Annotated in this window: 5 protein-coding genes; 1 reads left to right on the top strand and 4 read right to left on the bottom strand. The window is 65.2% G+C overall.

Annotated elements, in window-relative coordinates; translation table 11 throughout:
- Window positions 1-141: 141 nt before the first annotated feature.
- The 4 genes from Q4543_RS21590 to Q4543_RS21575 form a co-directional block, all read right to left on the bottom strand.
- Window positions 142-8013: an autotransporter outer membrane beta-barrel domain-containing protein gene (locus Q4543_RS21590; RefSeq protein WP_303441771.1), complete on the bottom strand. Its 7872-nt coding sequence runs from the start codon at window positions 8011-8013 to the stop codon at window positions 142-144.
- A gap of 152 nt (window positions 8014-8165) precedes the next feature.
- Window positions 8166-9410, bottom strand: a complete 1245-nt coding sequence (locus tag Q4543_RS21585) for a serine hydrolase (protein ID WP_303441770.1) — start codon at window positions 9408-9410, stop codon at window positions 8166-8168.
- A 240-nt stretch (window positions 9411-9650) separates the two neighbouring features.
- Window positions 9651-12563, bottom strand: coding sequence for a hypothetical protein (locus tag Q4543_RS21580; RefSeq protein ID WP_303441769.1), 2913 nt, complete (start codon window positions 12561-12563; stop codon window positions 9651-9653).
- Window positions 12564-12827: 264 nt separating this feature from the next.
- Window positions 12828-14555, bottom strand: a complete 1728-nt coding sequence (locus Q4543_RS21575; protein WP_303441767.1) for a ShlB/FhaC/HecB family hemolysin secretion/activation protein — start codon at window positions 14553-14555, stop codon at window positions 12828-12830.
- Between the two features lie 182 nt (window positions 14556-14737).
- Between Q4543_RS21575 and Q4543_RS21570 the strand changes: the two genes are divergently transcribed.
- Entirely contained in the window at window positions 14738-17503 is a 2766-nt protein-coding gene (locus tag Q4543_RS21570) for an AAA family ATPase (RefSeq protein WP_303441765.1), read from the top strand.
- The last annotated feature ends 160 nt before the right edge of the window (window positions 17504-17663 follow it).

The raw sequence follows: 17663 nt of genomic DNA, 5'->3' as shown, positions 1-17663 counted from the left end.
TGCTCCACCTGCGCCAATCGGCGTATCAACCCAAAGGACTCCGGTTCCGGCTGGATGAAAGTTCAGTGGCAGGTCAGTTCGAGATCGTTTTCTGGCACAGAGCAATGTCTCCGACGGGATACCCCTTACCCAGTTGATATTTCAGAAATTTTTAGAGAGCCTAAAGTCGATCCTGACCTGCCTGGTATTCTCGGAGAATTGCCCGGAAACGCCGGCATCCATGACAAAGTTATCCGTCGACAGAATCATGAGGCCCAGACCCACGTCGAGACTGAACTCGTCGAACTCGTCACTGATCGAGAAATTGGAGGTACCGGCAGGCGATGCGTCGAACTGCATATCGGCATCCACTCCGGCTGCGTCGATCATTCTTGTCACGCCAAGGGTCATCGAAGGCCGGAACAGCGTGCCAGCGGCATTGGTCCATTCACGCCCGAACTCCACCGCAGGCTGCAGGCTGAAGTAGGTGCTCGTCGCCCCGTCGATCAGGTAGTTGAAACCCTCTGCGCCGGTTTCGCTGACGGACCCCGTCCGGAGGACATGAACCCCGAGGTCGATGCGCGGTTTGGCGTACCAGGTCTGTGCTTCGAAAAGATACTCGCTCCGGACCTGACCCGATATCGACCAGATGTCCTGTTCGCCCCTTGCGGTTTCGCCGTTGAACAGATTGCGCGTGATGTCAAAGGCTCCGTATCCCACGGATAGCGACGCCGCGAGGCTAGCAGGACCGAACTGGCGCTTGGCCACGGCCCCGGCCTGAAGGATATTGCCTTCGCCCGACATAAGGCTGCCCTTTGACAGCGCCCGGTGGTTGAAAGAGAGCGCGCCGCCAAGCTGCCAATCGTTATCAAGAGCGAACTGGACGCCCCCACTGATATCATAGGAGACCTCGTCATACCCAAGCGCCTCGTTGTTGTCTTCTCGCGTGAAGTCCGAGGCCCCGAGATGGACCCAGACGCATTCGCTTTCCCGCACGAACCGGTAGCTGCCATCCCGCTGCGAACAGCTCATCATCGCATCGCCAAAGCTGAGGCTGGCGCGCAGGGAGCTGGCTTGGGTGTCGGTGTAGATCCCACTTCCGAGCGAGGCGATGGCATTGCGGTAGGTTGTGGCATCAGACATGTTGGCAAGCGTATTGAGCGCCTCGCGCGACACCGCCCCTGCCATGTACAATTCCTGCAGGTGCAACGATAGCGACTCGTTGGATCCATGGACCGCCGCTAGCGCCGTGGCCGCGCTGAAATCAAGCTCGTAGTCCAGCGCAACGGCGTTCGGCGTATCCCAGTTCAGGCTATACCGGCCGATCACCGAAGACTCCACCGAGAGGCCCGAATCCGTCAGCTCACCGGTCGTGGTGAGGAAGGCGTCGGTCGTCTGCGCGCCGCCCATCGGGTTCTCACCGACGTCCATGTTGACCTTCACCGATCCCGCAAGATCGGCCGATCCATCGATCTCCAGCAGGTCGGCGCTGGCGGCGGTGCCGTCTTCCTGCGCGGCGATCACGGTAATGCCCAACTGACCCTCGCCCGTCTGGGTGTAGTCCCCTAGGAACTGGGTGCTGCTCGGGGCCGCGGTGCTGCCCAGCCCCACGAAACCGGCGTTGGTCATGCTGCCACCCTCGCCAAGGCTTATCTCGGACCCGAACAGGAACGTGGCGTCCTCGGCGTTCTGAATGGTAATCGCCGCCGCCTGCATGTCACTGCTGCTCTCGCTTCGGACCGATCCCGCGATGATCCCCTGGTTGTCCACCAGCAGGGCCCCGATACCGTTGGTCCGGATCACGAAATCGTCCGCTCCCGTGCCGATGCCCGCATGGACGATCGTGCCCTGGTTCGTGATGAGATTGTCCTTGCCGTCGAAAATGGCGATCGTCTCGGCCCCGTCTACGGCCGTCTCCACGGTCGCTTCGGAGGCGATGTCGATGGTCACGCGCCCATTGTTTTCCGCCGAGAGGCTGGAGCTTTGGGCAAGGATGGCGCGGCCACCTTCGCCCAGAGCCGCGACGTTGCCGTCGACCGTCACCGTGACGTCGCCGCTGGTATCCGTCGCATCGACGGCGTTGGAACCGACCACCCCGCCGGAAGCCGATTGCGCAAAGATGCCGTGGGCCTGCTCGCCGGTAACGGTGATCCCGCCGTCGACAGTCACGTTGACATCCCCCGAGCTGCCCTTGGCGCCATTGCTGCCGGCAAAGGTGGTCGGCCCGCCCTCAAGCGCGCCCGAGATCGAAGAGATACCCCCGGCCCCGGCTGTCGATTGGGCCACGATCCCATGCGCCGCCTCGCCGGTGGTCCAGATCCAGCCACTGGTGACATTGACAGTGCCGCTGTCGCCACCCTCCCCGGCATTCTCCTGAATACCGACCCCGGCCCCGATGTTCAGATCGAGGAAGTTAAAGGTCAGGGCCTTTTCGATATCGCCCGCCGCGCCGCCGCCGCCGCCAAGCGACTGGGCAAAGATCCCCACGCCACCGGAGCCCGTGGTGGCGATGGTGCCACCATTGACCACATCGACCTGCGCGCCATCGCCGCCGCCGCTGCCAGAATTGCCAAGGGTGAAGATATTGAGCAAACCGCCCGACCCGGCGCCGCCGTGGCCACCGCCACCGCCGATGGACTGGGCGAAGACACCGTAAGCGGACTCGCCTTCGGTGAACAGCCGCCCCGTGTTGGTGATGGACACCGCACCGCCATCGGCCGCTTCGCCGCCCGTTCCGCCAATCGCGATATCGACGCTGGTGCTTTCAAGGAAGCTGGGAACGCCGGCCCCGACACTGTCGTCATCATCATCGCCGGTCAACCAGCTGTTCGTTCCCAGATCGCCCTCGCCACCGGTTCCGCCACCGCCGCCGATGGACTGCGCATAGATGGCGTGTGACAACCGGCCCGACGTGGCAATATCCGCCGAGTTCCCGACTGTCACCACGTCGGAATCGCTTCCAGCGCCGCCCGACCCGCCGATTTCAAGGCTCAGCTCGACCTTGACCTTGGTGTCGCCATCGGCCCCGCACTCGTAGATCGCCAACAGCTTGCTCAGCTTGCACAAGGTCCCCAGGTTGACGCTTTGGCTCGAGGCGCTGCCGCCATAGCCGCCACCGCCACCGATGGACTGCGCCACGATGCCCGACGCGCTTTCGCCGCTGGTCGTGATGTTGCCGCTGTTCTGGACCGTCACGGCCCGGCCGTATCCGCCAGCCCCGCCATCGCCACCGACATCGATATTCGAGGTCACCGTAACGGTGGACCCCTTGACCAAGCCGGTCAGGTCCAGATCGAAGTTCGCGGTGTTCCCGGCGATGCCGCCGCCGCCGCCGATCGACTGTGCAATGATCCCGGCAGAGCCGTCCCCGATGGTCGTGATGGTGCCAGCGTTCGTGACGGCCACGTCATCGGCATCCATGCCGGTTCCGCCATCGCCGCCGACATCGACACCAACAGCGACAGAGCTGGCCTTTTCGATCTCGCCCGAGACGCTGTAGACCGAGCCGCCAACCCCGCCATTGCCGCCGATGGACTGCGCCACGATACCGGTGGAATTGTAGCTTCGCGTATAGAGGTTGCCGGAATTGTCGACCGTGACCGTGCCAGCGACGGCCCCGTCGCCGCCGGGACCGCCGACATCGACATTGACCTCGCCCCCCGCTTCGGTGCTGAGATTGACATTGCCGGTAATGACGTTGCCTGCCGCGCCGCCATTGCCCCCCACAGATTGCGCGGTGATTGCCGCCGATCCGTAGTTCAAAGTCTGGATATCGCCGCTGTTGGCTACCACGGTATTGCCCGCCGCGCCGCCGGATCCACCGCCCCCGCCCACGGTGACATTCGCCGCGCCCGAGATTTCCCCGGCCGTCAGGCTGCCTTCGATCGATAATCCGCCCTGGCCGCCTGCGCCGCCCTGGCTTTGGGCCAGGATGCCCCCGGAATAGGACCCAAAGGTCAGCACATCTCCTTCCGAGGTGACCGAGACGTCGCCCGCCCTCCCGGCGTTGCCGCCGTCGCCGCCAAAGGTGACATCAATGGCCCCGACCCCGATGGCGCCGGTGATGGCCCCCTTGGCCGTGCCGCCGCCGCCACCGATGCTTTGCGCCGAGATCGCCTCGGAATGGCTGCCCTCGGTGATGATCATGCCGGTGTTGAACAGGGTCACATCCCCCGCCACGCCGCCATCGCCGCCCGATCCGCCAACGGTGGTGTTGACAGCCCCCACCGACAACGAGCCGTTCAGGACCGTGCCCGACTTACCGCCAGAGCCCGCAACGCTCTGGGCGGCGATACCGGCGCTCTGGTCTCCCGCCGTATGGATGAACGCATTCGAGGTGACATCGACATCGCCTGCCGAGCCGCTGCTGCCGCCCGATCCGCCCACAGTCGTCTGGATGCTGGCCGTGGTCAGCGCCGTGATGGAATAGGTTTCAGCGCTGCTGCCGCCACCGCCGCCGATGCTCGAGGCAAGGATCCCGTCGGAATTGTCCCCGGCGGTCACGATCGATCCATCGGCATCGACGCTCACATCCCCGCCATCACCGGCCGCGCCGCCCTGTCCGCCGACCGTCGTCGAGACCGATCCGGTGCCGCCGATGGCCGTGATGGTGCCCGCTACCTTCGAGGCCCCGCCACCGCCGCCGATCGATTGCGCCATGATCCCGTTCGAGGCATCGCCCTCGGTCGTCAGGGTTCCGCTCGATGAGACCGAAACCGCGTCGGCGTGATTGCCCGCGCCGCCAGCGCCGCCGACCGTCGTCGCCACATTGCCCATCGTAACGCCTGTCACGCTAAGCGACTGGCCCGAAGTGCCGCCGCCGCCGCCGATGGATTGGGCCGAAATGGCATCGGCGATCTGACCCGAGGTCGAGATATTGCCGGATGTATCCACGTTGACGGTGCTGCCGACGCCGCCGGACCCGCCGCTACCGCCGACCCCGACGCTGATCGTCATCGGCCCGTTTGCGACCTCGATCGACTGGCCGCCAGACCCGCCGCCGCCGCCGACGGATTGCGCGGAAATGCCGGTGGAAAGGTTGCCGGAGGTGCTTATGTGGGCCCCGGTCGTGACATCGACCGCCGCGCCGTCGCCCCCTGCATCGCCGCTGCCGCCAACGGCAATGTTGATATCCCCCACCGTCAGCGCCTGCCCCCCGTCGCCGCCGCCACCACCGATGCTTTGCGCAAAGATGCCCCGCGCGCGTTCGCCCGTTGTCTGGATCAGGTAAGCCGCCGCGTCGGGGTCAACATCGGCAAAGGTGACCTCGCCGGCATCGCCGCCCGCGCCGCCTTGACCGCCAACCGCCAGCGAGGCCACGCCATCGGGGGAGGTTGCCCAGGCTCCGTCGCCGCCGCCGCCACCGATGCTTTGCGCGAAGACCCCGTCGGCATCCCGGCCTTCCGTCAGGATGCTGCCACCGGCCAGAACCGAAACCGCATCGCTGTCGCCGCCGCCGCCGCCGGTCCCGCCCACGGCGACGACCCCGCCGGTGCCGTCGGCGCTGCCACCGCCACCGCCGATGGATTGGGCGTGCAGCCCGTCCGCCGAGTCACCGTGGGTGATGATCTGGGCCGTTGTCTCGACCTCGACGGTGCCACCGTCGCCTCCGCTGCCCGAGGCGCCGCCGATCGAGACAATGCCCCCCGCACCGCCGCCGTCACCGCCGCCGCCGCCGTGGCTGGTCGCGCTGATGCCACGGCTGCTGTCGCCGAAGGTCTCGATCTGAATGTCGCCCGTGGTCAGTTTGACCGCCGAACCGTCGCCGCCGGAGGAGCCGGTGCCGCCAAGCGCCCCGGCGCCAGAGCTGCTTCCTGCAACGCCGCCACCGCCGCCGATGCTTTGAAGCATGATGGCGTTGGCATCCGAGCCTCGGGTGGTCAGCACGGCGCCGGAAAGGATAGCGGCCGTCACCATCCCGCTGTCGCCCGCGCTTTGGCTGCCTGCGCCATAGGCAAGGAATCCGCCCGATGCCCCGGCGTTGCCGCTGAAACCACCGATACTCTGGGCGAGGATCGCGCCCGCGCCATCCCCGGCGGTGGCGATACTGCCGCTGAAGGTCAACTGGACATTGCCGCCCGCGCTGCTGCTGCCACCGGCCCCGCCGTTCCCGTCGCCGATCACGCCTACGCCGTCGCCGCCATCGCCGCCGGCCCCGCCGTAGCTGCGCGCGACGAGGCCCTGCGCCTCTTCTCCGACGGTCGTGATATCCGCGTCGATGGAGGCGGTAACCGTGGCCGCGTTGCTGCCGGCGCTTCCGCCATCGCCGCCGGTCCCCTTGCCTATGCCGGTGGATCCGCCACCGCCCGTTCCACCCTGACCGGCAAGGGATTCCGCGAGGATGCCGTGCTGTGCGCCGCTTCCCGTCGTCGTGATGCTGGTGCGCGATGTGGTGGTGACCGTCACCGATCCCGCAGCGCCGCCGGCCCCTCCCAGACCGCCCTTCACATCACCGGCAATCGTTGAGGCATCGCCACCCGCGCCTCCGTCGCCGCCCTGACTCTGCACAAGCACCGCGGCCGCGGCATCGCCGTCAACCTTGATCTCTCCGCCGATCAAGAGCAGCTCCACGTCCGAGCCGTCACCGCCCGCACCGCCACGGCCACCATTGGCCAGCGCGCCGCCGGCGACCCCGTCGCCCCCAGCGCCGCCCTGACCGCCGATCGACCTGACCTCGACCCCGATGGCATCCGTGCCGCTGGCGCTGATGTCGCTGTCTTGGATTGCGACGTAAACCGCCCCGGCGCTGGCACCTGTTCCACCGCGCCCGCCTGTGGCACCGGTCTTGAGGTCATCCGTTTCATAGTGGTCCTGGGCGTTCCCGCCCGTACCGCCCGCGCCGCCCTGACTGATGGCCGACACCGCCACGGCCCCATCGCCTGTTGCCGAAGCCTGCCCGCCATTCAGGGTCAGCGAGGTATATTCCCCAGCCCCTCCGTCGCCGCCCCTGCCGCCGGTGACCGTGGTCAGGCCCAGCAAGGAATGGCCACCGTCCCCGCCATTTCCGCCCTTGGAGTACGCCACGATGGCGTGGGCGTCTTCGCCCGAGGCGGTGACGCTCACGGCATCCACGTTGGTCGCAGCAATCCCGGCGCTGCCACCCGCGCCGCCCTGTCCGCCCGTGACCGCCTGCCCCAACTGCGCCGCGGTGCCGCCGCGGCCACCATCGCCCCCGGTCGAATAACTGCCGATGCCCAGGGCACTGCGCCCCGAGACATCGACGGGACCGGACCAGACGACAGCCTGCGCGCGTCCGCCCTCGCCGCCCTGCCCCCCGTTGCCAGCCGTGTTGTCCGCGCCCCCGCTCGACACGTCCCCGCCGTTGCCCCCGGCCCCGGCGCTGGATTGCGCCACCACGCCCTGCGCCAGATCACCGATGACCGAAATGCCTTGGCTGCGCACTGTGACCTCGGCGGTGCGCCCGGCGCCACCCGTGCCGCCTGTGCCGCCCGACGTGCTGTCCAGAAGCGCCTCTGCCCGTCCGGCAGAGCCGCCTGCGCCGCCTCTTGACAGGGCAACGACCCCGGCCGCCTGAGGCGAGTTGAGACTGATATAGCCCGAGCGCATGTCGACCGTCACAGAGCCGCCGTCGCCGCCGTGCCCGCCGTTGTCCGTGCTTCGGAGGGCAGCGGCGCTATCCAGACCGCCCGCCCCGAGGGATCTGGCCGCCACGCCATACCGGAATTTGCCTTTCTCGCCGTTGATGCCAAAGCTCCCGGCATCGAAGCTGAGACCAAGGTCGAGGCTGTTCACACCGTCAAGCGTGCCCGCCTCGATGCCGCTGCTCCACGAAAGCAGGACGCCAGCGGGGTTTTGCGGCGTCTCGATATCCCGGTTCATGTCCCTGACGATGAGGGATTCGATTGCCCGGCCATTCGCAAAGGCGTTTTCGTATTCGACACCCCGCCCGGAATACAGCCCCCCTGTACAGGTCGCCGTATCCCCGGATGTGGTGCAATCCGCGCGTGCCCGTCCGGGTTGGAAGGCTCCGGTTGAAATAACAGCCACCGAAAGCAGAAGTTGGTATCTGCGCATGTCAAACCTTTCCTTCAATCAATTTATTTCGCTCAACGAAATTGCTCCGCCGCCCCGAGGACAGGGCGTCGTCCGGCGTTCATCACTGCCGCCGATCCGCTTGCTGATGTTTGGCGGGTGCGGGGGGGACTCCTCCGCACCCAGTCGTCGCCCTAGTCTGCCGAGGGCTGGACGAATTCGTTCCCGAGTGCTGACGAGAGCGCGATGAAGACCCGCGTCGCCGGCGTCGCGCAGACGGCGTCTTCTGAGTTGTCGGGCAGGACATCCATGTCGCCGCAATCGCCCGCGGGGATGTCGCTGTTGGCCTGAACCACCACCGTCGTGGCGCTGTTGGCATCGTGGTAGAGCGTCGTGTTGTAGCCGGGCAACGAGCCGGTATGGCCGATCCAGCCACCGGCGCAGACCAGCCCGATGCCGTAGCCGCCGTTCGCGGGGATCGAGGCCAGCCGCTCTGCCTGCGCCACCTCGCTCAGCAAACCCTGCCCGCTGGCCAGCGCCTGCCCGTAGACCAACAGGTCGTCGAGCGTCGAGATCATCTCGCCCGCCGTCCAGCCCCAGGACGGATTCCAGAACGTCGCCTCCAATGGCGCGTCGGGCGAAACATCGTCGCCTTGCAGGGTAAAGCCACGCGCCAGCGGCTCGGGCAAGTCGGCCGACCGGCCCGGCCAGACCGTCGCGCCAAGGCCGAGCGGCTCGATGATCTCTGTCCGCAGGGTATCGCCGATGGGCTGCCCGGTGACCTGTTCGATCACCAGCCCCAACAGCACGGTGTTGGTATTGGAATAGTCGAACCGCGCGCCCGGCTCGAACAGCGGCGGCTCGGTGGCGATGTAGGACAGCAGATCCTCCGGCGTGTAGACCCGCCCGGAGTCGGCAGCGAAATCGGCCCAGAAGGCATCGGTCAGCGTGTAGTTGGGCAGCCCGCTGGTCATGTTGGCCAGCATGCGCAGGGAAATGCGTTCGCCGTTCGGGATATCTTCGACATAGGCCGAGATCGGGTCATCCAGCGACAGCGCGCCGCTGTCCGCGAGCTGCATCAGCAGGGTGCCGGTGAAGGTTTTGGTAAGCGAGCCGATCCGGGTGTGCAGGCCTGTTTGCATTGCCCTCCCCGTCTCGGGATCCGCCACGCCGTAGGCTGCGGTCCACCGGCCCTCGGGGGTCTGCACGCCCGCGATGATCCCCGGCGCGGCGGCCAGCGGCAGGGCCGCGCGCACGGCCGCATCCAATTGCGCAGCCAACGCATCGGGCAGCGGCGCATCCGGCCCCATCGGGGTCTTCATCAGGGCTGCGGGATCCGGAATGCAGACCCCGGTATCGGCCGCCGCCATGGAGGCACAGGTCAGCACCGCGCCCCCGAGGGCCGCCGAGAAGAAGGTCGGAAATCGAAAGACGGTCAATGGAATGTTCCTCTTGTAAGGCTTTAATACGAAAGCCGAATTGTATAGAGCGCCTGTGACGAAAAGGGATCTGCGGCTATGTAAGCGGCAGGCCGAGCCTCCCTCCAGTGGATCAACGGTTCAATTCCGGTATAATGACGGACCTGTAACGCAAAGGTTGGTGTGCGATATTGCGGTTCCAGCAAGATAGCCGGTCTGAATACCCATGGACCGCCCGCTTTGCGTGAGCACGACAACGGATCAAGGCAGCTTTGCCGTGGCGCTGCCGGTGGCGAGTTTCCAATCCTCGATCAGCGTGCCCTCGGTCTGAAGGTGGCTGGCAAGATAGTACAGCCGCCGGGTAGCGGGCCCTCCGGGCGCCGTCTCGAAGCGTTGCTTGAGATAATAGGGCGGAATGGCCTGCGAATAGAGCGTTGCTTTCACCGTGATGTCGGCCGGATCGCTGCCCGCCGGCAGGGGGATACGGTATTCGACCCGGTCCGATCCGGCGATGAAATCCGGGTCATCAACCGCGCCGCCCTCGGGAAGCGTGGCCTTCATGAAGGCAGAGGTGACCTCGCTGTCGCCGAACTTGGCGACGAAAGCCGGCGTGCCCGGTGTCAGCGCGCCATGGGGCAACAGGCGGTTGTCCTTGGGGTGCGAGACGCGATGCACGAAACTGGTGGTAAAGGCCCCTTCGGCGTTGCGGGTCAACTCTTCGTAGATCTGCACCTGATCCTGCGCCGTGACCACACGGTGATGCGGCTGGAACAGCGCCATTTCCGCCCCTTCGGGCTGCTGGTCGAGGAACTCCGTGCTGAGCGGCGTCTGATCGCCATCCACGATCACCCCTGCCCCGTCGGTACAGCCAGAACACCAGAACGTCTTGCCCGCCCCGTCCAGCGCGCGCAGTTCGAGAAAGGCGCGCCGGAACCCCACGCCCGAAGGTAGCCGGTGCCCCGTGAGGTTGGTCACGGTGACATCGGCCACGATCCCCTCGGCCCCAAGGCTAAGCGACAGCCCGATATCGGCCGTCTCTTCGCGGGCCTGCTGCGCCATGGTGTCGATCGAAAGCTGCGCACCATTCGTGGCGTAGGTCATGGGCTGGGTCTGGGACAGGCCCATTTCGGTGCGGAACTGGCGCATCATCTCGACCATAAAGACATTGAGGCCGACAAAGCCGTGCCGCCGGTAGCCGCCGCGCATCGGCACGTTGACCTCGTCCTGCGGCAAAAGATTGGCGACTTCCGGCAGGGTGGTGTCCTGAATGGTGGCGATCTGCGTGGTGATCCCGTCCAACGCCAAAGTGCCATCTGCGCTGCGGAAGTCGGATTTCATGTGGCAATCCTGACAGGATTGCGCGCTCGCCTCTTCGCTGTAGCTGCTGTTGACCCATTCAAGATAGGTCGCCTGTTCCACCGAATGCTGGAAATCGGTCAGCCCCTCGGGATAGGTCACGCCGTAGCTGTCCTTGAGGAAATCCGCGCCATTGCTGGCCGCCCGGTTGAACACCGCCTGATCCGCCTCGGTATAGCCGTCCAGCGGCACCGAGGTATCGGCATCGACGTTGGGCAGGTTGATGGTGTGGCAGGCCCCACAAAGCTCGCTGTCCTTGATGTAATCGTCCTGCACCGGGGTGATCCCCATGGCATGTTCCATCGGCTTCGTGCGCACGTCGGAATAGGGACCGATCAGGCGGTCGGCTTCGGTCATGCGAAAGCGCCCGGTGGTGCCGTTCATCAGGTAGGTGTCGAGCGTGTTGTAATCCGGCTGCCCCTCGGCCCGTTCCGGCGGGGCGATATGGTGACAGACCGCGCAGGACACCCCGTCGCGGGCAAGGTTGCCGTATTGATGATAGGCAAAGCTGCCATCGGCCTTCTGCCGGGCGTCCTCGGCCTCGGTCAGCGGTGCATGCAGCGCCATGTAATCCAGCTTGAAGGCATTGGGATCAAGACCGGCCTCCGGGCTGGCCTTGGCGTCGATCTGCAACTGCCGCTGCCCCATGGCCCCGTGGCAGGACAGGCAGGTCGTTCCCAGCGCATCGGTCAGATCGCCAGAGCCCGCCTGTTCCAACAGGGCAAATTCGCTTTCAAGCTGCGCGAAGAACACCGGATCGCGCCCCGCGAGCCCCATGGGAGACCAGCGCCATTCGCTATATTCCGAGATGTCGTAGCCGTCGCCGTAATCGGGTCCTGTCTGCAGGAACATCGCGATCCCCGAAGGCGCGCCGCCAAGGCCGCCGTGACAACCAAGACAATTGTCCGAGGTCAGGAAATGTTGCGGACCGTCCGGGCGCGACGGCACATGGTCCAGCCACTGGCTGGGCATCGGATGTACCGCGCTTGCCTCGACCGCGATCCCGTCCACGGGCGGGAATATCTGAACGAAAGCCGGGTTCGCGGTGGAGCGCCGGACAGGATCGCCCCCGGCGCCCGCATTGGATTTGTCGTAGGCGTCATCGTTGTGAAAGTAATCCTCGATCAGCGCGGCCACGGACTGTCCTTGGCCGGGGTATTGCTGGATCGGCAGGTTCATCGCGCCGACCGGCTGATCGGTCATGTTGCGCCAACTTTCGTCCACGCGAAAGTTCAGCGGCTCGCCGGGATAGCCCTCGACATTGTCGAGCGCCGAGAACACCAGCTCTTCGGCGGCAGAGGCGTGACAGCGCATGCACAGACCATCCCCGGCCTGCCCCGAGGCCGGCGCATAGGGAGGCGCGAAATCGTCGATTTCGGCCGAGGCATCGACCGAGGCAAAGAACCAGCCGCCGTAGGATACCGCGCTGTCCTTGACCATGACGGTCCAGTTCAGGCCCCCGTCCTTGCGCAGGAATTCGAGCATCTGCGCCTCGACCGCCTCGGGGTCGTCGGGATGCAGGTATTCCAGCATCTCCCGGTAGGTCATGTAACGCGCGGCCGGGGGCGTCGCCATTTCCTTGACCACCATCGCGCCGTCGGGCACCGCCCCCTGTCGCCCGCCTTCAAGCCAAGTGATCACCTCGGGCGAATAATAGATCCGCACGGCCGGGTGGATGCCATAGGAGGTGCCCAAGACAAAGGGCCCGGTATCGCGCCAGCGCTTGTCCCGGACCCAGCCTTTAGCCGCGAACGCACGCCCGGCGATGAAGGGATAAAGCTGGGACTGGTAATCCAGCAGCGGCAGGGAGGACGGCAACGGCAGCCCATCATCCCCAGCCGTGGCCGAAAAAGGGACAAGACCTAGACATAGGCCGAGGGCCCCGATGTGATTGCGCATGAAACCCCCTCTGGCCTGAAATTCCGGCCTGAAATTGGCGATCCGAGGCGCGAGGCCTCGAACGAGTCTAGCATAGCACGGGGCAGGACAGGCCGATTTCGCACGACCCTGTCATTCCCCTCCCGCATCCGGCGGGCCTTGATCCTGTCACGGCCCCTGCGAGGGGGCCGTGAGCGACTGATTTCACAGCGGCATGACAAGTTGGAAAAGTAGTTTGCCCCCCGGCTCGTCCACCGAAGCCGAATGCGTCCAGGGCAGGGTCGCGGCCAGCTGGAAACTGACCCGCTCGTTCAGCATCCCGCCCAGACCGACCCCGTAGGAACCCAGATATTCGGTCTGCGGGCCATCGTCCGGGGCCTCGTGCCAGACCTTGCCGTAATCGACGAATAGCGACGTCGAGAGGGTCGGCAGTTGCGCCATGTCTGTTTCGAAATCGTGGCTGAGGCGCGCCGCTGCGGCCAGGCCGTTGTCACCCGAGATGGTGCCGTTGTCGAAACCGAACCCATAGGGGTCGCCGCCGACCCCGAGCTTGACCGCGCCGGGCAATTCGCGTCCCGAATACTGCCCCATGGTCTGGAATGAGATGGCAGTCTTGTCGCCGAAAGGATGGCTGTATTCCAGCCCCCCGGTCACGAAGCGGAAATCGCCGGGCACCTCCCCGACGTCAAGGTCAGAGGCCGTGCCGATGTTGAACGCGCTTTGGGCGCTGAACGTGCCCGTTTCGAAGCTGCGGTCATATTGCAGCGAGAAGCTGGCCCAGCGGGACCGGCTGCGCGACACGGCTTCGCCCATGACATCGACATCGTCATTGCGGAACGTCACATCGGCCGCGCCCCAGAGGTTCCAATCCAATGAGCGAACAAAGGGATAGGACAGGCCCGCCGTTGCCACCGCCGATGTCACGTCGATCCCCAGATCGGCCAGATCGCCGCCCGGACGCTGACGCAGATAGACCAGGTTGTAGCGCGCGATGAGCCCTGAAGATCCAACCGGATAGCTTTGGCCGAACTGGATCAGCGCCATCTGCCTGTGGTCGACGGGCGTCAATACGCCGGTCAGGTTCGTGCTTTCAAACTGCCGGTAGACATCGTTGAGTTCCAAAATGCTGGCCAGTTGCAGCGGACCCACCGCGTCTGTCCCGAAATTATCCAGAGCGATCATCCCGCTGCTGCGGTCATGAGTGATTTCAAGGTGCAGCACCCCGCCGCCGCTCGCCCCCTCGGGGCGTATGAACGTGCCCTCGATCACCAGCCCTGCAAGGTCGCTCATCAATAGCAGCTCGCGCTCGGCATCGCTGACTCGGATGGGGTGCATCGCGAGGATCCGTTGCAGGTAGGGTGCCAGCCGCGCGTCGATACCGGGAATTTCACTGTCGATCTCGATCCGGTCGACATAGCCCTCGAAAACCCGCAGGCGGATCTGCCCGTCGGCATAGTCCTGCACCGGCACCACGGTCTTTGAGAAAAAGCCCGCCGCGAGGTAGGCCGCATCCACCGCATCGGCGATGCGGTAAAGCTCGGCAAGCGTGATCTGGCTGCCGATCCGCCCCTGCCAGATCGCCGCAAGGTTGGCGGCAGAAAGCGTGCCCCCGCCCTCGACCGTGACCGAATTCAGGCGGAAACTGATCCGCTCGGCCTTTTGCATGTCGATCTGCTCACGTTCATCCTCGACCCCGATCTCGACCGATCCGACCTGCGGCGGTGGCGCATATCGCTGTAAGATCACGGTCTGCCCGGAAAGCGCGCGGTTCATATCTGTCAGGTCCTGCGCACGCCCCGGCGCGGCCATGCAGATGCCGAGCGCCCCTAGCATCATCAGACGGCGCAGGAAGGGTGAGGCAGCGCGCCGGTAGAGCGATCTTTCGCTCAATACTCCTTCGCAGAAACCAAGTGTCACATCCAATCTGCTCATGCCTTCATGCCCTTCATCCGAGCTCTCCCGTTGCCAGCCTTAGCGCAACCGGTATCGGGCAACCCTCAATTCAAACAAAGTGGCCCGGGGTTCAAAATTGGTGTAACCCATGCTCAAAGCATTCTTTTTCGCGACTGGTCTCACCCGGTCGCATCTAAAAAATCTGGAATCACCGATCGGTCATGAGCTTTAAGGACATCACGTTGGATCACTCGCGGGGGCTTTTGTCGCTTGACGGCACCGAGCTTCCACTGCGTCCCAAAACGCTGGCCGTGTTGGCCGCCCTGGTGGAACGTCAAGGCGAAGTCGTCAGCCAGGAAGAGCTGCGCCGCATGGTCTGGGGCGTCAGCCACGGTAGCCACGCCGGCCCCAAGCAGTGCATCCGAGAGCTCCGCCGCCTGCTGTCGACCTCTCATGAAGGGGCCGACCTCATCGAGACGGTTGGACGGCAAGGCTATCGGCTCGCCCGGCAGATACACCTGCGCAATGAAACATCCGCCCTCCCCCCCGAAGATCGCGCGCTCTGCGTCGGTCGCGAGCAGGAACTGGAGGCGCTGAATGACAAAGCCTCCGCCGCATGGGGCGGCCAACGGGCCGTTGTCCTCGTCTCAGGCGAAGCGGGCGCTGGCAAGACGCGGCTGGTTGAGACTTTCATCGCGAGCCTCCCCCAGCGCACGCCGCTCTGGACGGTACGGGGGCAGGCCCTTGCCCATCCCGGGGCTCGGGAGCCCTATGGCCTGCTGCTCGATGCCTTGTCCGAACTCGGTGCCGGGCCGGAAGGCGACACGCTGGCGCGCCTTCTGCCTAAGGTGGCGCCAACCTGGGCTGCGCTGCTTCCGGGATCGGACGCGCCAAGGGACACAGCCCCCTTCAGCGTCGATCCCGACAAACCCGCCACGATGCGCCGTGAGTTTACAGCCCTTATGGAGCGTCTGACCAGAGGACGCCCCGGCGTTCTTCTGCTGGAGGATCTGCATTGGGCCGATCCCAGCACCTTGGCCTGGCTGGTCACCTGGGGTCTGCAAAGAACCCCTGCCCGGCTCTTGGTCCTTGGAACCTACCGGGACGAGGAAGTGGACCGCACAAGCGAAATGTCAGAAGCTCTGGGTCAGCTCAGCCGCCAGTCCGACGTGCTTTCGGTAGCTCTCGGCGGCCTGGATGCCGCTGCAGTGGCAGCGTATCTTGCGCAACGCTTCCCGGGCCACCAGTTTCCCCCGGCTCTCGCCGAGGCCGTTTTTCGGCGAACCGAAGGACATGCGATCCTCGTCGATGAGGCCGTGGACCACTGGCTGATGCAGGGACATGTCGGTTATGACGGTCTGAGATGGCAACTCAAGACGACGCCGGAAGACCTCGTTTTGGGCCTCGCGCCCAGCATCCGGACCCTCATCGAAAGTGATCGGGTAAGCCGGCTATCTCCAGAAGAACGCGCCTTGCTGGAAACGGCCAGCGTGGCAGGGCAGACCTTTTCGGCGCCAGACCTGGCCGACGATCAGCACGCGCTGGAAGCGGCCGAGCGGCAACTGGAAAATCTGGCGCGAAACCGCCGCTTCATTTCCCATGCGGGGCTGGATGTCAGGCCCGACGGGAGTGTTGCCACGCGATATGCCTTTCGGCACGCGTTGCACCATGCAGCCCTTTACGAAGGGCTTCCGGCGGCCAATCGGCAGGGCACGCACCGCCGTATCGGGCTGCGACTGGAGGCGGGCCATGGCCCTGCCGTCACCGAAATTGCGCCAACACTGGCGGACCAGTTCGAGCGCGGCGCAGACTGGTCGCGTGCGGCGCACTACCGAACCATTTCTGGCCAACAGGCACTGGAACGTGGCGCGGCATCAGACGCAGAAGAACAATTCCACAAGGCGTTAGCTCTGCACGCCCGCTCAGCCGAAACCGATAGCGAGGCACAGAGATCAGAGTTGCACGCCCTTCTAGGGTTGGCTGCGAGCCTGACCAGTTCTCAGGGCTTCACGGGCACCGCACTCCGCGAGATTTATGACCGTGCCGGCCTGCTGGCGACCCGGGTCAGCGACCCTGCCGGTACGATCCCGGTCTTGGCCGGTCTGTGGAATGATCTGGTGACCCGGGCCGAATTGGACCGCGCAAAGAGCGTCGCGAATGGGCTTGTGGCCCTCGCGGACGACGCGCCCGCCCAGTTGGCAATGACCGCGCATAACGCCATCGGCCAGACCCACTTCTTTGCCGGGGCGTTGCATGCCTGCCCGGCGCGGATCTCTGCCACGCTCGAAATCGCGCGCCGCGGCGGGGCAGATGGCGCCAATATACTGCTGGTCGAGGACCCCGAGGTCGTATGTCACCAATATGCGGCGTGCTTTTGCGAAATGCGCGGTCAGGAGACGGAAGCAGAGTATCACATTGCCGCCGCCACCACGCGGGCCGAGCGGCTAGGCCAACCCTTTGCGCAGGCGCAGGCACTTTGGGCCGGTGCAGTCTGCGCCCGTCTCCGTGGCGACGCGCGGCTTTGCTTGATCCGATCCGAGGCGCTCATTGCGCTGTGTCACCGGGAAAATGTCACCTTCTGGGAGCCGTCCGGCCAGATGCTGGCGGGGTGGGCACAGGCGATGCAGGGTGAAGCATCGGGCGTGAGCCGGATCGAGGCGGGAATGAAGGCCTATGCCGCGATAGATATGCGCCTGACAAAGCCCTTTAACCTTGGCCTTCTCGCCGAAGTTGCCGCCCGTCAGGGCGAGGCCGAGAAAGGCCTTCAGGCAATACGTCGCGCCTATGCCTGCGAACGCATGACCGGCGAGCGCTGGTACAGCGCAGAACTGCACCGCTTTCACGCACGTCTGGCTGAAGGATGCGGGCGTCACGACATTGCCCGCCGCGCTCTTGGCCGCGCCATTGCGGACGCAAAGCTGCAAGGTTCTTTTGCATTTCGGGACCGTGCTGCAAAATACCTAGCGTCGCTGTCCGCTCATAGTTAAACGCCAGCAGCACTCCAGACTGCTGCCGATACTGACGCCTTGGTTCTGGAACATCGCCAGGCTTGTTTTGCATGGTCCAAAGGGGGCTCTGTTGCACAAAGCCGCTGATGGCCAAGCTGCCCCTTCCCCCGGACACACTTATCCTACAGCCTCGGTCACG

This window comes from Salipiger sp. 1_MG-2023 (assembly GCF_030547555.1).
Lineage (GTDB): Bacteria > Pseudomonadota > Alphaproteobacteria > Rhodobacterales > Rhodobacteraceae > Salipiger.
The sequence above is the reverse complement of the archived record's forward strand: the minus strand, read 5'-3'. Positions and strand labels throughout refer to the sequence as shown.

What these genes read in the sequence shown, in the direction of transcription:
- Q4543_RS21590 (WP_303441771.1), bottom strand. Translation starts at nt 8,013, where the DNA reads ATGCGCAGATACCAACTTCTGCTTTCGGTGGCTGTTATTTCAACCGGA.
- Q4543_RS21575 (WP_303441767.1), bottom strand. Translation starts at nt 14,555, where the DNA reads ATGAGCAGATTGGATGTGACACTTGGTTTCTGCGAAGGAGTATTGAGC.
- Q4543_RS21570 (WP_303441765.1), top strand. Translation starts at nt 14,738, where the DNA reads ATGAGCTTTAAGGACATCACGTTGGATCACTCGCGGGGGCTTTTGTCG.